Source organism: Ruegeria sp. CF4, assembly GCF_056537345.1.
The window spans coordinates 1-19,162 of the sequence record NZ_JBQFRJ010000006.1; the positions used below are offsets into that span (position 1 = coordinate 1).

Genomic DNA, 19,162 nt, shown 5'->3' on the forward strand with positions numbered 1-19,162 from the left:
CAGGATTTGGCGCGTGCCGCCGAAACCCTGCTGCCGGATGGCAGCCTGGATGTCATCAGCTATGCCTGCACTTCGGGCAGTCTTGTTCTGGGCGAAGACAAGGTGTTCGCTGAATTGCAAAAAGGCGCCCCGAACGCAGTGGCAAGCTCGCTGATCACGGCCGTGATCAATGCCCTGAATGCACTGTCCGTAAAAAAGGTCGCGGTGTGCACACCTTACCTGGATGAAGTAAACCGCCAGGAACAGACATATATGGAAGAACGCGGCTTTGAAGTGACCACGATCCGCGGTCTGAACCTCGAAAAAGACAGCGACATGATCCGCGTCCGTCCCGATGCCATCATGGAATTGGCACGATCCGTGGATTCGCTCGAGGCAGAGGCCGTCTTCATCAGCTGTGGCGCATTGCGTGCGGTCGAAATCGTCGATCAGCTTGAGGCCGAACTTGGCAAGCCGGTCGTCTGTTCGAATCAAGCCATGGCCTGGGATGTGTTGCGCCAAGCGGGCATCAAGGATCAGATTTCAGGATACGGACGGTTGTTGAGAGATTACTGATTGGCGGTCAGAAATGGTTAAGAACACGAGGAGGGATCAGAACAGTGACTATTGCAGATCCGGAAATCGCGGCGCCCCCAAAGGTGACTGTAGACGAGATCCAAGAGCAAATCCTGGAGCGCATTTGCTTTGCGTATTACCCACCGGGCGCTCAGTTGAAAGAGGCCGCGCTTGCCAAGGAATTCGGCGTCAGCAGAACACCTGTCAGAGATGCCATTGCGCGAATCGGACATCTTGGACTGATCGAAACCCGCAACGGGGTTGGTACAGTTGTCATTGAGCTTTCGGCAGAACGTGTCCGCCATCTCTATGAGATGAGGATGGAGCTGGCCCAGATGATCGGAACATTGTCGCCGATCACTGTTACAGCGCATCATCGGGAAGAAGCGCGCGCGATTTACGAAGATGCTGTTGCGCTGCGAGAGCGGCTGGACTCTCAGGAATATGTAAAACTGAATCAACGGCTGCAGGCACTGATCGCATCTCTGATTGGAAACCGCTCGCTGCGCGAGTTCTGGAACCAGGCATATTTCCAGTCGTCCAGCGTCTGGCATCGCATGGAACAGATTGTTGGCATCGTCGCTTATGACGCTGTGGTTCAGGAAACCTTTGATCTGGCGAAAGCGCTAGAGCGTGAAGACATTGTCGCCGTCGGGTTTCTACAGAGAATCTACATAGGCTATGCTTTTCAACTGATTGAAAAACACCTGTTGAACCCACAAAAAAGAGATTGAATTTGGCCGCGCAGACCGGTTCTTCGGGCCGGCGCTATCGGTTAAGCCCATCAAGGCGAGAGAGCTGGACCAGTTGCTCTTTGCCACCGGCCTGAACCGTGTTTTCGAGCCCATCCAAAGCAATACCGTCGTCGATCACATACTGAATCGTGCAACGTTTGGACTTGCGCCGATCAGTGACCGGCGCGCGAAAAACTCGACGCGGGCGGGCAGCGACGATACGCTGCCCTCGGGCTGACGCTCAGGCGATGGATTTCGCCGCCGCCAGCAGACCATGATGAAGGGATCCTGCTGAAGATCTGGGACCGATGACAGCCACATGATCGTCTGCCAGCTTCCACAGGAAGACGCCCAGATGCTCAGCCGTGGTACGGATCGCCGCGCCCTGTTCCATCGTGCGAACCGGGGCATTGCTCAGCCGTTCGAACAAGTCGGACAGGGCAGCACCTTGCACATCGAACCGGCACCATCCGTCGGTCTGCTCGGCAATCGAGGCTGCATCGCCGGTGATTTGTTTCAGCTCAGATGCCAGCAGCTCGTGGCTGTCATGCGGTGCAGTGACCATCCACTGATCCGGCCCCATCCAAAACACGGCATAGGGTGCCGCCACGGTGGATTGACCAACTTCGGGCAATGTCACACCAATCTTGTCGGCCAGTGCATTTTGCACGGCACCTGCCTGATCCGTCCGTGCGGCGACCGAGGCCAGCGCTTGATCCACTACTTCGGTGATGGTGATCGTGCCGATGGTATCGACGCGCGGTGCGTCGCTGCCCAGCGGGGTGATGGGTTTCAGTTTATGCACGAAGCTTCTCCCCTTCCGGGTCCACGAAATGAGCGCTGACGATTTCGACCATGATCTCTTGTCCTTCCAACGGGTTCACAAGGCGCAGCTTTTCGCCCTTGCGATCGAAACCGCCTTTGACGAAGCCCAACCCGATCGAGCTTTCAAGGATCGGCGAATAGGCCGCCGAGGTCACATAGCCCTGATCATGGGCAGCATCGACCGGCCCGGTGGCGTTCATCAGATGCCCGCCCGCTGGCACGGTGTCCTTGGCATCCACTGGCTTCAGTCCGACCAGCGCAAGCGCCTCCGGGGCGTTCATCCCCTCACGACGGCTGAGCACATTGCCGATGCAGTCTTTCTTGGTGCTGACCATACGGCCCAGCCCAAGGTTCAGCGCGGTGGTTGTGCCGTTCAGTTCGTTGCCCGCAGCGTGACCCTTTTCGATCCGCATGACACCCAGCGCCTCAGTGCCGTAAGGCACGACGTCGAATTCTTCGCCCGCCTCCATCAGCGCGCGCATCAGCGCGTCGCCATAGCGCGTGGGTACAGCGATCTCATAAGCCAGCTCGCCCGAGAACGAGATCCGGAACAGCCGGGCACGACAACCGCCGCAGACAGTGATCTCACCACAGGCCATGAAGGGGAACGCCTCGTTCGAAAGGTCAAACTCAGGATCCACGATCTTTTGCAGCAGCTTGCGGCTGTTCGGTCCGGCTACAGCATACTGCGCCCAGGCCTCGGTGGTCGAGATCAGCTGAACATCCATATCCGGGTACAAACACTGGCGCACGAATTCCATGTTGCGATAGACCAGAACCGCGTTGGCGGTGGTCGTAGTCACGACAAAATGGTCCTCGGCCAGACGCGCGGCGGTGCCGTCGTCATAGGCCACGCCATCTTCGCGCAACATCAGACCATAACGCACCTTGCCCACAGGCAGCTTGGCGAAGCCATTGGCGTAGATCGTGTTCAGGAAAGCCGCGGCATCCGCGCCCTGAACATCGATCTTGCCCAGCGTGGTTACATCGCACACACCGACAGAATTGCGGGTCTGCAGAACTTCGCGGTCCACTGATTGCCGCCAATGGGTTTCGCCCTTGCGGGGGAACCATTGGGCGCGCAGCCAGTTGCCGACTTCGACAAACACCGCGCCCTGTTCCTCGGCCCATTTGTGGCTGGGCGTCAGGCGGGTCGGGTGGAATTCCTTACCGACCGCGCGGCCACCAAAGGCCCCCATCGCAACAGGCGTATACGGCGGGCGGAAGATGGTCGTGCCGGTTTCGGGGATGGACTTGCCGGTCAGCTCGGCCATTACCGCAAGCGCCCCCACGTTCGAGGTTTTGCCCTGATCGGTCGCCATACCTAGCGTAGTATAGCGCTTCAGGTGCTCGACCGAGGTAAAGTTCTCCTGTTGCGCCAGCTTGACGTCCTTGACGGTGACATCGTTCTGGTAATCCAGCCAAGCGCGTTTTGAGCCTTTGACGTGCCAGAACGGGCTGATCGAAACTGGTGCATCTGCCGCAGCGGGCAGATCGGCAGGGGATGCTGTGATTCCCAAATCGCTCAGAGCGGTTACCGCCGCCGCCGCGCCGCCTTGCAGCGCCGCATCGGTGGTCAGATCGCCCTTGGCCGCGCCAGCAACGATTTGGCCGACGGGCAGGCCGTCACCGGGAACAAAGGCATGGATATCATCGTTCCAGACCGGGCGACCGCGCTGATGGCAGGTCAGGCCCAGGTTCGGGTTCCAACCGCCGGACATCGCCAGCGCCTCGCAATGCAGATCGCGGGTGTAACCTTTGTCGGTGCGCACCTGCACCGAGGTCAATCCAAGGCGGCCCGATGTGTTGATGATCTCGGCCCCTTTCAGAACTTCGGTGCCCTCGACATCGGGCGCGTCGGGACGCGTATCGACAATGGCCGGCACCTTGACGCCCCGCGCCATCAGATCGCGCGCCGTCTGATGCGCATCATCGTTGTTTGCAAACACCACAACCGATTGTGCGGGCGTCGCAGCCCAGCGGTTGGCGTAGGCCCGTACCGCTCCGGCCAGTAGAATGCCGGGCCGATCGTTGTTCTCGAACGCAATCGGGCGCTCGATTGCTCCGGTCGCAATCAACGCGCGCTTGGAATAGATCCGCCACAGGGTCTGACGCGGCTTGTCCGCCTCAGGCGCAATCAGGTGATCTGCGTTGCGTTCGACCGCGCCATAGATGCCGTGATCATAGGCACCAAAGACAGTCGTGCGCGGCATCACCCGTACATTCTTCATCGACGCCAGCTCTGCCAGAGTCTGCGCAACCCAGTCGGTTCCAGAGATATCGGCTAGAGCCCCAGTCTCGGCAATCAGACGCCCGCCCATACGGAAATCCTCATCCGCCAGAATGACCTGGGCACCCGCACGTCCAGCAGTCAGCGCCGCTGCCAGACCCGCCGGACCCGCGCCGACGATCAACAGATCGCAGTGCAGAAAGCCCTTGTCATAATGATCCGGGTCATCTTCTCCGGTCAGGCTACCCAGACCGGCGGCTTTGCGGATGATCGGTTCATACAGCTTTTCCCAGAACGCCTTGGGCCACATAAACGTCTTGTAGTAGAAACCCGCGGTCAGGAAGTTCGAGAACCGGTCGTTGATCGCCATGAAGTCGCGTTCCAGCGACGGCCAGCGGTTTTGCGAATTGGCACTCAGCCCGTCATAGAGCTCGACCACGGTCGCGCGGGTGTTGGGCTCCTGCCGTCCGCCCGAGCGCAGCTCGACCAGCGCATTAGGTTCTTCACTACCCGAGGTCAGCGGCCCGCGCGGACGGTGGTATTTGAACGACCGCCCCATCAGCCGCACGCCATTGGCGAGCAAGGCCGAGGCCAATGTGTCGCCTTCAAACCCCTGATAAGACTTGCCGTCGAATTTGAAACTCAGGCTGGCGTCACGGTTGATCAGGCCACCGTTCAGACGATTGCGTTGTGTCATTGGGCAGCCTTCCTTGCGGTTTTGGCGACATCGCGCGCCAGCTCGACGTTCAGAATTTCATGGGTCACCGTGTTGCGGGTCACCACCAGCCACGACCGGTCGCCCTGTTCGTGGAACCACAATTCACGATGTTCGCCCGCGGGGTTGTCGCGCAGGTAGAGGTAATCGTGAAACGCCTGCGCCGCATTCTCAGCCTGCCAGTCGGGCCGGTTGATGAGGGACGCATCGCCCAGATAAGTGAACTCCTGCGCGTCGCGCGGGCCAAGCAAAGGATGGTTGATAATCATCTGATAAGCCCCTCAGTGCAGGTTCGGTTGGGCGCCCTGCCCTTTTTCATCGATCATGTGCCCGGTCATGAACCGGTCCAACCGATAGGCGGTCGCGGTTTCGTGCGGACGGTCGGTTTTCAGAAGATGGGCAAAGCAATAGCCGGACGCCGGCGTTGCCTTGAAGCCGCCGTAGCACCAGCCACCATTGAAATAGAGCCCATCGATATGCGTCTTGTCGATAAAGGGCGAGCCATCCATGGACATATCCATGATACCACCCCAGCTGCGCAGCAGGCGCGCGCGACCCAAAGCAGGGATCAGCGACATGCCGCTTTCGATCACGTCCTCGACCACCGGCAGATTGCCCCGTTGCGCATATGAATTGTACATATCCAGATCGCCACCGAACACCAGACCGCCCTTGTCGGACTGGCTGCAATAGAAGTGACCCGCCCCATAGGTGATCACGCCGGGGATGAAGGGCTTGAGCCCCTCTGAGACAAAAGCCTGCAACACGTGGCTTTCGATCGGCAGGCGCATCCCGGCCTTCTCCATCACGCGGCTGGAACTGCCTGCCACGGCGACGCCGACCTTCTTGGCACCGATGAAGCCGCGGGACGTGTCGACCCCAAGGACCTTACCGTTTTCGATACGGAAGCCCGTGACTTCACAATTCTGGATAATGTCGACGCCGCGCATATCCGCGCCACGCGCATACCCCCAGGCCACCGCATCGTGACGCACCGTGCCGCCCCGACGATGAAGCAATCCGCCTTTGATCGGGAACCGCGCGTCGTTGAAGTTCAGGAACGGATACATCGCGCGGACGCCTTCGGTATCCAACAGCTCGGCATCGGATCCATTCAGGATCATCGCATTGCCCCGACGCCGCGCCGCATCCCGCTGCGCGTCGGAATGCACGAGGTTCAGAATACCGCGTTGGCTGACCATCGCGTTGTAATTGAAATCCTGCTCGAGGTTTTCCCACAGTTTCAGCGAAAACTCATAGAACGGTTCATTGCCGTCCAGCAAATAGTTCGACCGGACAATCGTCGTGTTCCGACCGACATTTCCCCCACCGATCCAGCCTTTTTCCAGAACCGCGATACGGGCCCCACCGAATTCCTTGGCAAGATAGTAGGCAGTCGCCAGACCATGTCCGCCACCTCCGACGATGATATAGTCGTAAGCATCCGCAGGCGCCGGGTCACGCCATTGCGGACCCCAACCCTTGTGGCCGGTCATAGCCTCCTTGAAAAGTCGCAGAGCTGAAAAACGCATGAAGGCTCCTGTTCGTTGCAGTCTTTGGTTTGCACCCAACTCGGCTTGTGTTGCAGATGCTGTTTCGGACAGAATCCATTTCAGAACCGACAAACTTGGGCATCGCCCTAAAAAGACCCGCGCCTGAGCTTCGGACAGAACCTGTTTTTGCCTGCCAAAAAGAGAGCCGGGAGCGCGCGACGACCTGCATATAGAAAACCGGTTTTCGAAAGGGCAACTGCATCTGCCGAAGGAATAAGTCGAAAGCGAAGGTCATCCGACGCTATCGGCGAGATATGATCCTGATGGTGAAAAAGCAGCAATGATGCATTGACAACTGCGCTCCAAAATTGCAACCAATTACATATTGGTTTATTATAAAGGTTGCGAGCTGTGCCCAACCAAAACCCCAACGCCAAGTCTGACTCGTCAGTCGAGATCCTGAAGCTGTCTGACTTCAGCCTCTCGTTTCGCGGCCAACCCGCATCAGCCGTGGATGGTTTGGACCTGTCGGTATCTGCTGGCGAGACTTTGTGCATCGTGGGTGAATCCGGATGCGGAAAATCCGTCACCGCCATGGCCCTGATGGGGCTGCTGCAGCGTGACGTCATCGATATTCCGTCTGGCCTTCTGGAGTTTGAAGGTCGGTCATATGACCTGCGCACCGAACAGCTGGACGGCGCGACACGAGGCGATCGCATGGCGATGATCTTTCAGGAACCGATGACCTCGCTCAACCCCGCCTTCAGGATAGGCGATCAGATCACCGAGGCCGTTTTACATCACCGCAACTGCAACCGAGACGAAGCTGACGCAAGCGCTTTGGCCATGCTGCGCCGCGTTGGCATCCCAGCCCCGGAACAGCGGTTGAACGAATACCCTCACCAGCTTTCCGGTGGCATGCGGCAGCGTGTGATGATCGCGATGGCGCTGATCAATAACCCCTCGCTGCTGATCGCGGACGAACCGACAACGGCGTTGGATGTCACCATCCAGGCGCAGATCCTCGATCTTGTCCGAGAGCTTCAAACAGAAACCGGAATGGGAACCTTGTTCATCACCCACGATCTGGGTGTGGTGGCTGAAATCGCGACGAATGTGGCTGTCATGTATGGGGGCCAGATCGTCGAGAGCGGCCCTGTCGACGCGGTATTCGACGATCCGCAGCACCCCTATACCATCGGCCTTATGAGCTCGGTCCCGCGGATGGCAGGATCGCGGGATCGGCTGATCACCGTGCCCGGAACCGTGCCGTCTCTGGCCGATATGCCTACTGGATGCCGGTTTCGCACGCGCTGCCCCTTTGCCACTGGCGAGTGTGCAGACCGCCCGATCTTGTCAGAGATGGGTTCCGAACATGCGGTTGCCTGCCACTACGCCCCACTGGAACAGCTCAAGGGGGTCAGATGCGCGATGTAATCCTTGAGGCGCGGAACCTCACACGCCATTTCACACTGGGTGCCGGGCTGTTCGAACGCAAAACCAGAGTGCGCGCGGTCGATGGCGTTTCGCTGTCGGTGCGCAAGGGTGAAACCTTTGCGATTGTCGGTGAATCGGGGTGCGGAAAATCGACGCTTGCGCGCCTTTTGATGCGGCTGGATCGGCCGACCTCTGGCCAGGTCCTGTTTGAGGGGCGGGAGGTTCAGGACCTCGCCCGTCGCGAAATGGCCCCTTTGCGCCAGCAGATGCAGTTCGTCTTCCAGGACCCATTCTCGTCGCTGAATCCGCGCATGACCGTCGGCAAGCTGGTGGGCGAACCGCTGGAGGTGCATGCGCCTGAATTGGACGAGACCGCGCGCCGTGAAAAGGTGGCTACGTTGCTGGCTCAGGTTGGGTTGTTGCCGGACCACGCCAACCGCTATCCGCACGAATTCTCAGGCGGTCAAAGACAGCGGATCGGCATCGCCCGCGCGCTGGCTTCAGGACCAAGGTTGTTGATCGGGGATGAACCGGTCTCGGCATTGGATGTGTCGGTACAGGCGCAGGTGATCAATCTGTTGAATGACCTGAAACAGGATCTGGATCTGACCCTTGTAATCATCGCCCATGATTTGGCCGTGATCCGACATATGAGCGATCGCATCGCCGTGATGTATCTGGGTCAGTTGGTCGAAACCGGCCCTGCCGATCAGGTTTTCGAACAACCACGCCATCCCTATACGCATGCCCTATTGTCCGCGATACCGGAACCCGAGCCGGGCCGCGACCGTGATCACATGGCGCTTAGAGGTGAAACGCCCAGTCCATCGTCTCCACCATCGGGTTGCCGGTATCACACCCGTTGCCCCTTTGCGCAGGACGATTGCCGAGCCCAGAGCCCGGTTCTTGACGATGCGGATTCGGATCATCACGTCGCCTGCCATCACTGGAAAACCATACCAGAGGCCGGAAAACCGGCCCCGCCCCGACGCCGCAGCGCCGGAGCAGAAGAGCGGTTCGCGCTGTATCGCGCGGCTGTCCAATCTCCCCAGGCTTCTGCCAAAAACAGAGAGGAAATATCATGAATGTCTTGAAAACCGGTCTTGTGGCCGGATTACTCGGCGCGACTGCCCTCAGCGCACAGGCCGCCGATCTGCGCATCGCCCTGCAATCGGACGCCGATGTGCTCGACCCAGATCAGTCCCGTACGTTCGTGGGACGCATCGTCTACGCCTCGCTCTGCGACAAGCTGGTCGACATCACCCCCGATCTGGAACTGATCCCACAACTCGCCACCGGTTGGGAATGGAGCGAGGACGGCACGTCCCTGACCATGACCTTACGCGAAGGCGTGGTGTTCCATGACGGCACGCCCTTCAACGCACAAGCCGTGGCCGACAATATCGACCGCTCGCAGAACCTTGAGGAATCGCGCCGCAAGTCAGAACTGAAGTCGGTGACCGGAGTTGATGTGGTCGATGACTATACGGTTCGCTTCAACATGGCCGCGCCTGATGCAACTCTGCTGGCGCAATTCGCCGACCGCTCGGGCATGATGGTCTCTCCAACCGCGGCGAAGGCTGCGGGTGCAGATTTCGGGCTGAACCCAGTGTGCTCTGGCCCATTCAAGTTCAAGGAGCGTGTGGCCCAGGACCGGATCGCGCTGGAGCGTTTCCCGGATTACTGGAACGCGGATCAGATCCACTTTGACAGTGTCACTTTCCTGCCGATCCCCGACACCACCGTACGTCTGGCCAACCTGCAATCCGGTGACATCGACATGCTGGAGCGTCTGGCCGCGACTGATCTGACGCAGGCCGAGGGCGACGCTGGCATTAATGTCGAAAGCGCTGTTTCGCTTGGCTATCAGGGCATAACAATCAACGTGAACAACGGAGACAAGGGCGATAATCCCTGGGGCAACGACAAACGTCTCCGTCAGGCGCTAAGCTATGCGTTGGATCGTGACGCGATCAATCAGGTCGTGTTTGAAGGCGCCTTTGCGCCGGGCAATCAGCCTTTCCCGCCCACATCGCCGTGGTATGACGCCGACCATCCGGTGCCTGCACGCGATATAGACAAAGCCAAAGCGCTGCTGACCGAGGCGGGCTATCCTGATGGGATCGACCTTGAGGTTCAGGTCCCCAACACCACCGTCCCTCTGCAACTGATGCAGGTCGTTCAGGCCATGGCCGCCGAGGCCGGGATCAATATCGAGATCACGTCCAAAGAGTTCGCCACACTGCTCGCCGATCAGAGCGCAGGTGACTATCAGGCCAGCCAGATCGGGTGGTCGGGCCGTGTGGACCCGGATGGCAATATCCATCAGTTCATGACCACCGGCGGAGGCATCAATGACAGCCACTATTCGGACCCGAAAGTGGACGAGATGCTGAACAATGCCCGTGCCTCGACAGACTTTGACGCACGCAAGGCTGAATATGACGCCGCGCGGGACATTCTGGCCTCGGATATGCCCATCGTTTACCTCTATCACCAGACATGGATCTGGGCACTGGATGATGGGCTCAAAGGCTTCACCCCCTATCCTGACGGCATGATCCGTCTGGAAGGCGTGAAGCTGGAGAAATAAGCCGCTCACGGCCTGCCCGGTCCTTTGGCCGGGCGGGTTCCTTTGATCGAAAGCCCAAGCCATGTTGTCTTTCATTCTGCGCCGCATCCTGATTGCGATACCGACGATCCTGCTGATCTCGATCTTCGTTTTCAGCCTGCAAAAGCTGCTGCCCGGCGATCCCGTGCTGGCGATGGCAGGCGAAGAGCGTGACCCGGAAGTACTGGAATTCCTGCGCGAGAAATATCGCCTGAACGATCCAATCCCAGTGCAATACCTGACCTGGGTTGGCAACGCGTTGCAGGGCGATCTGGGGATTTCGCTGCGCACCAATCAGCCAGTGACCGAACTGATTGCAGAAAAGCTGCCGGTGACGATCCAGCTTGCCATTATGGCAATCTTGTTTGCGCTGGTGATCGGCATCCCGGCGGGCATCTTGTCAGCGGTGAAAAAGGGGACCGTCACGGATTACGTGGCCAACATCGTGGCGCTGTCCGGACTATCCATTCCGAATTTCTGGCTGGGGATCATGCTGATCCTGCTTGTTTCGGTAAAGCTCGACCTGTTGCCCGCCTCGGGTTACGTGCCCTTGTCTGAGGATCCGGTGAAATCCATCACCACCATGCTGATGCCCGCCTTTGTGCTGGGTACCGCACTGGCGGCAACGCTGATGCGACATACGCGGTCGGCCATGCTGGGCGTGCTGAAATCTGACTACGTGCGTACTGCCCGCGCCAAGGGTTTGCATGAACGCCGGGTCGTCCTGAAACACGCCTTCCGCAATGCGCTGACGCCGATCGTGACCCTGACCGCACTGCTGTTCGGCGAGCTGATCGCCGGAGCGGTGCTGACCGAACAAATCTTCACCATCCCAGGTTTCGGCAAGATGGTCGTCGATGCCGTGTTCAACCGCGACTATGCCGTGGTGCAAGGCATCGTACTGGTCACCGCCGTAGGTTTCATCGTGATGAACCTGCTCGCAGACGTGACCTATGTGCTGCTCAACCCACGCCTGAGGGCTGCCTGACATGACCGTTGCCGATCCTATCCTGTCTCGTCGTCCCGAAAACCGTGTGTGGAAGAAATTCCGCACCCACAAAAGCGCCATGCTGGGCGGCTTTCTTGTCACCTTCTTTGTGTTGATTGCCCTACTGGCCCCGATACTGCCGGTGCCTGATCCGGCGGCCACCGATTGGGGCGCGGTGCGCAAACCACCAACCGCCGCTCATCCGTTTGGTACAGATGAAATCGGGCGCGACGTGCTGGCCCGGATGATCTGGGGGGCGCAAGCCTCGCTTCTGGCTGGGGTGGTTTCCGTTGGGATCGCGGTGATGCTGGGCGTACCTCTGGGCATCATCGCCGGGTATTTCGGTGGATGGGCCGACACCATCATCTCACGCTGCACCGAGGCGCTGCTGGCTGCGCCTTTCCTGATCCTTGCGATCGCATTGGCGGCCTTTCTAGGGCCATCACTGACCAACGCGATGATTGCCATCGGTCTGTCAGCGACCCCGATCTTCATCCGGCTGACCCGCGGACAAGTGTTATCGGTCCGGGCTGAGGATTATGTGACCTCGGCCCGCGCCATCGGATTGCCCACGGCGAAGATCCTCAGCCGCTACATCTTTCCCAACGTGCAGCCACCGGTGCTGGTGCAGGCCACGCTCACCATCGCCACCGCGATCATCGCGGAGGCGTCGTTGTCCTTCCTCGGCCTCGGCCAACAACCTCCAGCACCCAGCTGGGGATCGATGCTGAATACGGCCAAGAACTTCCTCAACCAGGCCCCATGGATGGCCATGTGGCCGGGCATCGCGATCTTCCTCGTTGTGCTGGGGTTCAACCTTCTGGGCGACGGGCTGCGCGATGCGCTTGACCCGCGCGAACACTGAATTTCGGAGACAAAGAACATGTCAGATTTCACCACCCGCCCCGAGATCCGAGGCACCTTCGGAGTCGTCACCTCGACCCATTGGATCGCCTCGGCTGTGGGCTTTGGCATTCTGGAAAAGGGTGGCAACGCCTTTGACGCCGCAGTTGCCACGGCAATGACCTTGCAAGTGGTTGAGCCGCATCTGAACGGCCCGGCAGGCGACATGCCCGCGATTTTCCACTCGGCCAAAACCGGCAAGACCGAGGTGCTGTGTGCGCAAGGTCCCGCCCCCGCTGCTGCGACAATCGAACACTATACCGGGTTGGGTCTGAATCTGATCCCCGGTTCTGGTCTGTTGGCCACAGTGATCCCCGGAGCCTTCGATGGTTGGATGCTGATGCTGCGCGATCATGGCTCACTGCCGCTACGCGATGTGATGGCGCCCGCTATCGCCTACGCGCGCGACGGGCACCCTGTGCTTCCGCGCGTGGCGCATACCATCAACGGTCTTTCAGATTTCTTTGAAGACGAATGGCCTACATCCGCAGAAACCTGGATGCCGGACGGCAAAGCCCCCGAGCCGCACAGCAACTTTGCCAATCCGGCGCTGGCGGCGACCTATGAACGCCTTGTGACAGATGCCGAAGCTGCGCATAAAGATCGTCTGGAGCAGATCGATGCGGCGCGGCGCGTGTGGCGCGAAGGCTTTGTCGCGGATCGCATCTTCGAATATCTGGCCGATGCCAAGGTCATGGACGTGTCAGGCCAGCGCAACAGCGGGGTCATGGCGCGTAAGGACATGGCCGACTGGCAAGCAACCTACGAAGAGACACTCACCTACAACTACCACGGATGGACCGTTCATAAGACTCACGCCTGGAGTCAGGGGCCGGTCTTGTTGCAAGCTTTGGCCATCCTCAAGGGGATTGATCTGGGCGCAATGGACCCGAACGGGGCCGAGTTCGTGCACACGGTGATTGAGGCGATGAAACTCGCCTATGCAGATCGCGAGGCTTACTATGGTGATCCGGCGTATAGCGAAATCCCGATGGACTATATGCTAAGCGACGAATACGCCGCCCAGCGCCGCGCCATGATCGGCCCGGATGCATCACAGGATCAACGCCCGGGCCGGGTGCCCGGTTTTGAACACTTGGCAGACGCCTATGTCGCTCGCGCAGCGCGTGATTTCTCGGCCAGAACCGGGGCCAGCGCGGGTGAACCGACCATGTCGCATCTGACCGAGAAACGCGGTGACACCGTGCATCTGGACGTGATCGACCGCTGGGGGAACATGGTGTCGGCAACGCCGTCCGGGGGGTGGTTGCAAAGCTCACCCGTCATCCCGGGGCTGGGATTTCCGCTCAACAGCCGGGCACAGATGTTCTGGTTGGAACCTGGCTTGCCGACCTCGCTGGCACCCGGACGCAGGCCACGTACGACACTGACACCCAGCCTTGCGGAAAAGGACGGGGTCCAGCTGGTCTTCGGCACTCCCGGAGGAGATCAGCAGGACCAATGGCAATTGATCTGGTTCTTGCGTTTCGTGCATTTCGGGCTGGGGCTGCAGGAATGCATGGACGCGCCACTGTTCCATTCGATGCATTTTCAGGGCTCGTTCTATCCCCGCGCCACAGCGCCCGGCGAGATGATGATCGAGGAAACCTTTGGCGAGACCGTGATCGAGGACCTGCGCGCGCGCGGTCACAAGATCACCGTGGCCGAGCCCTGGACAGTTGGGCGCCTCACCGCAGCCCTTCGGGAAAAAGATGGAACCTTGCGCGCGGCGGCAACGCCGCGGCTGATGCAGGCTTATGCAATAGGACGCTGACATGACGTATTCCCTGATCGCAAAAGACCCCGAGACCGGAGCCATCGGCCTGATCGTGGCCAGCCGCTTCTTCGCTTGCGGCGCGCGCGTTCCGTGCGTTGGTGCGCGCAGTGCGATTGCCTCTCAGGCGTTCTCGAACCCGGTCTGGGGAACCGAAGGGCTCAGGCGGCTTGAGGCGGGCGAAGCTGCGCAGGCGGTTCTGGATGATCTCGTCACCCGGGATTCAGGTCGGGACGCGCGACAAGCCCACCTAATGGACGCACAGGGCAACTTTGCGGCCTATACCGGGGCTGATTGCGTCGACTGGGCCGGGCATCGGCTCGGTGAGGCACATTCGGTTGCAGGCAACATGCTGGCTGGGCCGGATGTCGTGGACGCCACTTTCGAAACCTACGCCTCGGAAACCGGCCTGCCCTTTCCAGAACGCCTGATGGCGGCCATGGAGGCTGGCGAGCGCGCGGGGGGCGACAAACGCGGCAAACAGGCCGCCGGTCTTGTCATTCATCGCGGGCAATCGCATGCATGGCTGGATATGCGCAGCGACGACCACGCTGACCCTCTGGCCGAACTGCGCAGGCTTTATGATGTGGCTGCTGAGCGGTATCTACATTTTGCGGAGGCGATGCCCAGCGAGCAGAATTTCTCGGGCAATCCCGACCGGGGCGCGCTGGAAGAGGCGATTGCCCGCGCGGACGCGAAACGTCAGGCCGAAGGGCGGGTAAGCCGCTCGCTGGCCAGCGACCCCGCGTGAGATATGGGCGGGATTGACCTTTCCACTCTGGCAACGCTGATCGCCATCGCAGGTGCGGCCGGAGTGTTTGGTGGTATTCTGGCCGGTTTGCTGGGCGTTGGCGGAGGGATCGTTATCGTTCCGGCGCTTTACTTTGCCTTGTCATTGACCGGCAGCAATCCTGCACTGACGATGCAGGTTGCAGTGGGTACGTCGCTGGCAACCATCGTGTTCACGGCGCTGTCCTCAAGCTGGGGGCACTACAAGCGTGGGGCGTTGGACATGGCGCTGCTGAAACGCTGGGCCCCGGCCATTCTGGTTGGAGTGATCATTGGCGGCCTGCTTGGCGGCGTGGTCAGCGGCTATATTCTGGTCGCCGTCTTCGCGACGGTTGCTGCTCTAGTGGCGCTGGACATGATCTTTCGCAAACCCGGCAATAGCGGCCCGCCGCGCAGTTTTTCTCCGCGCGTCTGGGCTACGACCGGTGTGTTTGCCGGTGCGATTTCCGCGATGATGGGCATCGGTGGCGGTACTGTCTGCGTACCGGTTCTCAACTTTCTGGGCTACGACATCCGACGCGCGGTGGGCACCTCGGCGGCAATCGGCTTTGTCATCGGCCTGCCGGGCGCGCTGATCTATGCCGGAACAGGTCTGGGGCAATCCGGCTTGCCGCCTTTCTCCATCGGTTACGTCAATCTGGTCGCCGCAGCGCTGATCATCCCGCTGACAACCAGCTTTGCCCATGTGGGCGTCCGCATCGCGCACACGATTTCGCAACGTGCCTTACGCCTTGCCTTTGGTGCATTCCTGATGCTTACGTCTTTGCGCATGTTTTACGACCTGACCGGAGCGTTCTGAACTTGGGAAATTGTCCAACAGATACTGAGCTGACCGCCGCCCTGCGCGCTGGGATCGAAACCGGCGATTTCCTGAAGAACGGCAAGTTGCTGCCCGAACGCGCACTGGCCGAAGCGCTAACCGTTACCCGCGCCCGTATGCGTCGGATTCTGGATCAGCTCGAGGAAGAAGGCACCGTGTTTCGCAGGCACGGACAAGGCACGTTCGTGTCACCACCCCCGGCCGTTGGCGCAAGCCCGTTCCGCGCCGTTGCAGCCAAGGTTATGCCCCGTGATGTCATGGAAGTACGTCTGGAGATTGAACCGGCATTGGCGGCATTAGCGGCACAACGCGCCTCGATCAAAGAATTGCGAACGCTTGAACAACTCATGAGGGCCACACTGGATGCTGCCGATACGCAGGCTTACGGGGTTGCCGATGATGTGTTTCACTACAAAATCGCGGAACTGGCTCACAATCCGTTGTTCCTGACGGTATATGACTCGATCCGCGCTGTACGGAAGCAATCTGAATGGACACGTCAGCGCGAGACACAATATTCGTCCGCGACTCTGGTACGCCTCGGCGAACAGCACGAACTGTTGTTCAGCAACATCGCATCACGCGACAGCCAGGCCGCCGCAGAGGTCATGCAATCGCATCTGCTTTCGGTATCAAACGCCATGCTACGAGACAGGACATATGCGCAAGCCGAGAACCTCACCGAGCAGCCAGAAGGTTAGCATGACCTTGGCGTCTTCCATCAGGTTTGGATGACCCCCTCTCGTCCACCCTCCTAATACAAGACAGAGACAGAGAAAGATGCCCACACTATTCAGCAGCTTTCACCTTCGTGATGTGACGTTCAAAAACCGTATCGCTGTCTCACCGATGAGCCAGTATCGCGCCGTGGAAGGCCGGGCCAATGACTGGCATCTTGTGCATCTGGGACGGTTTGCCATGGGCGGAGCGTCGCTGGTCTATGCTGAGGCGACGGCGGTGACCCGCGACGGGCGTCGCACGCCAGGGGATCTGGGCCTTTGGGACGACAGCCAGATTGAACCACTGAGGCGTATCGCTGAGTTTATCACGCGCGAAGGTGCGGTACCGGGCATCCAGCTGAGCCATGCGGGGCGCAAAGCATCCGAGCGACGGCCTTGGCACGGCGAAACGCCACTGGATGAGGAGGATGTAAGCGCACGCAACGAAGAGGCGTGGCCGGCCATTGCGCCATCTGCCCTCCCCTATGCCGAAGGTTGGCCGACGCCGCGGGAAATGACGCAAAGCGATATCGAAGCCGTCATTTCCGCATTTGGTTCCGCTGCGAGACGTGCCCATTCCGCCGGTTTCAAGGTGATCGAAATCTATGCGGCCCACGGCTTTCTGGTGCATCAGTTTTTGTCACCGGTGACCAATCAGAGACAGGACAGATGGGGCGGCAATGCAGAGAATCGAATGCGGTTTGCCGTCGAGGTCGCACGCGAAATCCGCAGAAACTGGCCCGAGGGTTTGCCACTGGCCTTTCGCCTGTCGGCGACCGATTGGCTGGAGTCGGGACTGACCGTCGAGAACACAGTTGAGGTCGCGGCAGCGCTCAAATCGGTGGGAGTCGACCTGATCGATTGCAGCTCGGGCGGGATCGGCGGCAAAGAGAGGCCGCAGCGGATGACCATTGCACAAGGGTTTCAGGTGGCTTTCGCCGCGCAGATCAAGGCGCAGGCAGATATTCCCACCATGGCTGTCGGATTCCTTTGGGACCCGAAGGTTTGCAACGCTGTCATAGAACGGGGCGACGCCGACATGATCGCCCTCGCACGTGAGCTGTTGGCCGACCCCAACTGGCCCCTGCACTGTGCTGCGGAGCTGGGGGAGGACACCGGTCACGCCCGCTGGCCGGTCGAGGCGGGCTGGTGGCTGATGAAGCGAGAGCGGCTGCTGTCCAAACTTGGTCTGCATCCGCTCTAGTCACCTGCCAGCAATCGGAATGCGATTGGTCCTGAATCCGGATTGCAGGTAAGACGACGGTAGCTAAAGCGCAATTTGCCCATTTCTTAGGCGATCCACCGAAAAGCGCTTAACGAATAACCACGCACTCCAGGTTGGTGGCCACCAGCGTTGTCGAGGAGTGGTTTCCAAACGCGCTAACGCGGAAACACGGGACTCGAACCAACGCGTTGCGGGTGCGATATTACTCAACTTGCCTCCATATTGCCCACATCGGAAAGGGTGCAGCCACGTGCGAAAGGCTCAGTGAGCCTCAGCACCAAGCGGCTGGGTGACAGAACGGTGTTGGATGTCCTGCACCAATCCGGCTCGTTTAAGTGTCTGTTTCCCCGCGCGCTCTCGCCTGAATTGGACACGGTTCTGCTGAATACTGCCGGTGGCGTTACGGGAGGTGACTCATTTCGGTTCAGTGGCACAGTTGCCACGGGAACGACACTTACGCTGACCACTCAGGCCTGCGAACGCATCTACAAAGCCAAGCCCGGCCCCTCCGGCCAGGTCACCAACCATCTGACGGTTGGGTCAGGTGCACGGGTGAACTGGTTACCTCAGGAAACGATCCTGTTCAACGGCTGTGCTCTCGACCGCCGACTGCTTATCGAGATGGCACCCGATACAACAACGCTGTTGGTCGAGCCATTGGTCTTCGGGCGCGCTGCGATGGGAGAGACCCTGACTGATATCCGCCTGCGTGACCGGATCGAAATCCGGCGCGATGGCATGCCTATCTTTCTGGATTCCATACGGTTCTCAGGTGACCTGCACAGCCATCTCTCGGGGCAGAACATAGCCAATGGCTCCCTTGCGATGGCGTTGGTCATCTTTGCCGGGCCCTCGGCCGAGGGTCAGTTAGACACTGTGCGCCGGATGCTGCCCGATACTGCCGGAGCCAGCCTGATCGGAAATGATCTTCTGGTCATCCGGATGCTGGCCCAGAACAGCTTCACTCTGCGCAAGGCTCTGCTGCCGGTTCTGCGCCGGTTGAACAACGATACCTTACCACGATGCTGGATGCTCTGACATGAACCTGACCCCACGCGAGAAAGACAAACTGTTGGTCGCCATGGCTGCCGAAGTTGCCCGTAAGCGGCTGGCAAGAGGCGTCAAACTGAACCACCCCGAGGCGATTGCTCTGATCTCCGACGCGGTGGTCGAAGGCGCGCGCGATGGCCGGTCCGTGGCTGACATGATGCAGGCGGGGGCCGAGGTGATCACCCGTGCACAATGCATGGAAGGTGTGCCCGAGATGATCCACGAGGTTCAGGTCGAAGCCACCTTTCCGGATGGCACCAAGCTGGTGACCGTTCACAATCCCATTCGCTAACG

Annotated in this window: 18 protein-coding genes; 14 read left to right on the top strand and 4 right to left on the bottom strand. The window is 59.8% G+C overall.

The window, feature by feature from the left end; translation table 11 throughout:
- Window positions 1–555, top strand: a 555-nt coding sequence (locus ACR0NF_RS13610) for a maleate cis-trans isomerase family protein (RefSeq protein ID WP_480667614.1), incomplete at its 5' end; no start/stop codon positions are given.
- Window positions 556–599: 44 nt separating this feature from the next.
- Window positions 600–1,289 (top strand): GntR family transcriptional regulator, encoded by a 690-nt coding sequence (locus ACR0NF_RS13615; protein WP_480778420.1) that lies wholly within the window; start codon window positions 600–602, stop codon window positions 1,287–1,289.
- 241 nt (window positions 1,290–1,530) lie between these two features.
- Here ACR0NF_RS13615 and ACR0NF_RS13620 read toward each other — a convergent pair whose 3' ends face one another.
- The 4 genes from ACR0NF_RS13620 to ACR0NF_RS13635 are packed head-to-tail and all read right to left on the bottom strand — an operon-like array spanning window position 1,531 to window position 6,591.
- Window positions 1,531–2,094: a sarcosine oxidase subunit gamma gene (locus ACR0NF_RS13620; RefSeq protein ID WP_480778421.1), complete on the bottom strand. Its 564-nt coding sequence runs from the start codon at window positions 2,092–2,094 to the stop codon at window positions 1,531–1,533.
- Window positions 2,087–5,041 carry a sarcosine oxidase subunit alpha family protein gene (locus tag ACR0NF_RS13625; RefSeq protein ID WP_480778422.1) on the bottom strand — a complete coding sequence of 985 codons (2,955 nt, stop codon included), beginning with the start codon at window positions 5,039–5,041 and terminating at the stop codon, window positions 2,087–2,089. Before ACR0NF_RS13625 ends, ACR0NF_RS13620 begins: the two co-directional genes overlap by 8 nt.
- Complete coding sequence (locus ACR0NF_RS13630; protein ID WP_480472295.1) at window positions 5,038–5,328, bottom strand: sarcosine oxidase subunit delta; 291 nt, start codon at window positions 5,326–5,328, stop codon at window positions 5,038–5,040. Before ACR0NF_RS13630 ends, ACR0NF_RS13625 begins: the two co-directional genes overlap by 4 nt.
- Before the next feature lie 12 nt (window positions 5,329–5,340).
- Window positions 5,341–6,591, bottom strand: coding sequence for a sarcosine oxidase subunit beta family protein (locus tag ACR0NF_RS13635; protein ID WP_480472294.1), 1,251 nt, complete (start codon window positions 6,589–6,591; stop codon window positions 5,341–5,343).
- 372 nt (window positions 6,592–6,963) lie between these two features.
- On the opposite strand from ACR0NF_RS13635, the gene ACR0NF_RS13640 reads away from it, so the two are divergent.
- From ACR0NF_RS13640 to ACR0NF_RS13695, 12 genes are all read left to right on the top strand, one after another.
- Window positions 6,964–7,989: an ABC transporter ATP-binding protein gene (locus ACR0NF_RS13640; protein WP_480472293.1), complete on the top strand. Its 1,026-nt coding sequence runs from the start codon at window positions 6,964–6,966 to the stop codon at window positions 7,987–7,989.
- The gene (locus tag ACR0NF_RS13645; protein ID WP_480778423.1) at window positions 7,977–9,074 is read left to right on the top strand and encodes an ABC transporter ATP-binding protein; all 1,098 of its coding nucleotides are present in this window, start codon (window positions 7,977–7,979) and stop codon (window positions 9,072–9,074) included. Before ACR0NF_RS13640 ends, ACR0NF_RS13645 begins: the two co-directional genes overlap by 13 nt.
- On the top strand, window positions 9,071–10,582 hold the full coding sequence (locus tag ACR0NF_RS13650; RefSeq protein WP_480778424.1) for an ABC transporter substrate-binding protein: 1,512 nt from the start codon (window positions 9,071–9,073) through the stop codon (window positions 10,580–10,582). The genes ACR0NF_RS13645 and ACR0NF_RS13650 overlap by 4 nt, the downstream gene beginning before the upstream one ends.
- Before the next feature lie 61 nt (window positions 10,583–10,643).
- Window positions 10,644–11,588: an ABC transporter permease gene (locus ACR0NF_RS13655; protein ID WP_480778425.1), complete on the top strand. Its 945-nt coding sequence runs from the start codon at window positions 10,644–10,646 to the stop codon at window positions 11,586–11,588.
- Window position 11,589: 1 nt separating this feature from the next.
- Complete coding sequence (locus tag ACR0NF_RS13660; RefSeq protein WP_480778426.1) at window positions 11,590–12,453, top strand: ABC transporter permease; 864 nt, start codon at window positions 11,590–11,592, stop codon at window positions 12,451–12,453.
- A gap of 18 nt (window positions 12,454–12,471) precedes the next feature.
- Window positions 12,472–14,265, top strand: a complete 1,794-nt coding sequence (locus ACR0NF_RS13665) for a gamma-glutamyltransferase family protein (RefSeq protein WP_480472288.1) — start codon at window positions 12,472–12,474, stop codon at window positions 14,263–14,265.
- A 1-nt stretch (window position 14,266) separates the two neighbouring features.
- Window positions 14,267–15,016 carry a DUF1028 domain-containing protein gene (locus tag ACR0NF_RS13670; RefSeq protein ID WP_480472287.1) on the top strand — a complete coding sequence of 250 codons (750 nt, stop codon included), beginning with the start codon at window positions 14,267–14,269 and terminating at the stop codon, window positions 15,014–15,016.
- Between the two features lie 3 nt (window positions 15,017–15,019).
- Complete coding sequence (locus ACR0NF_RS13675) at window positions 15,020–15,853, top strand: sulfite exporter TauE/SafE family protein (RefSeq protein WP_480472286.1); 834 nt, start codon at window positions 15,020–15,022, stop codon at window positions 15,851–15,853.
- A 2-nt stretch (window positions 15,854–15,855) separates the two neighbouring features.
- On the top strand, window positions 15,856–16,575 hold the full coding sequence (locus ACR0NF_RS13680) for a FadR/GntR family transcriptional regulator (RefSeq protein ID WP_480472285.1): 720 nt from the start codon (window positions 15,856–15,858) through the stop codon (window positions 16,573–16,575).
- A 79-nt stretch (window positions 16,576–16,654) separates the two neighbouring features.
- Window positions 16,655–17,797: an NADH:flavin oxidoreductase/NADH oxidase gene (locus ACR0NF_RS13685; protein WP_480778427.1), complete on the top strand. Its 1,143-nt coding sequence runs from the start codon at window positions 16,655–16,657 to the stop codon at window positions 17,795–17,797.
- Window positions 17,798–18,082: 285 nt separating this feature from the next.
- Window positions 18,083–18,856, top strand: a complete 774-nt coding sequence (locus ACR0NF_RS13690) for an urease accessory protein UreD (RefSeq protein WP_480472283.1) — start codon at window positions 18,083–18,085, stop codon at window positions 18,854–18,856.
- Between the two features lies 1 nt (window position 18,857).
- Window positions 18,858–19,160 carry an urease subunit gamma gene (locus tag ACR0NF_RS13695; RefSeq protein WP_480472282.1) on the top strand — a complete coding sequence of 101 codons (303 nt, stop codon included), beginning with the start codon at window positions 18,858–18,860 and terminating at the stop codon, window positions 19,158–19,160.
- Window positions 19,161–19,162: the final 2 nt, after the last annotated feature.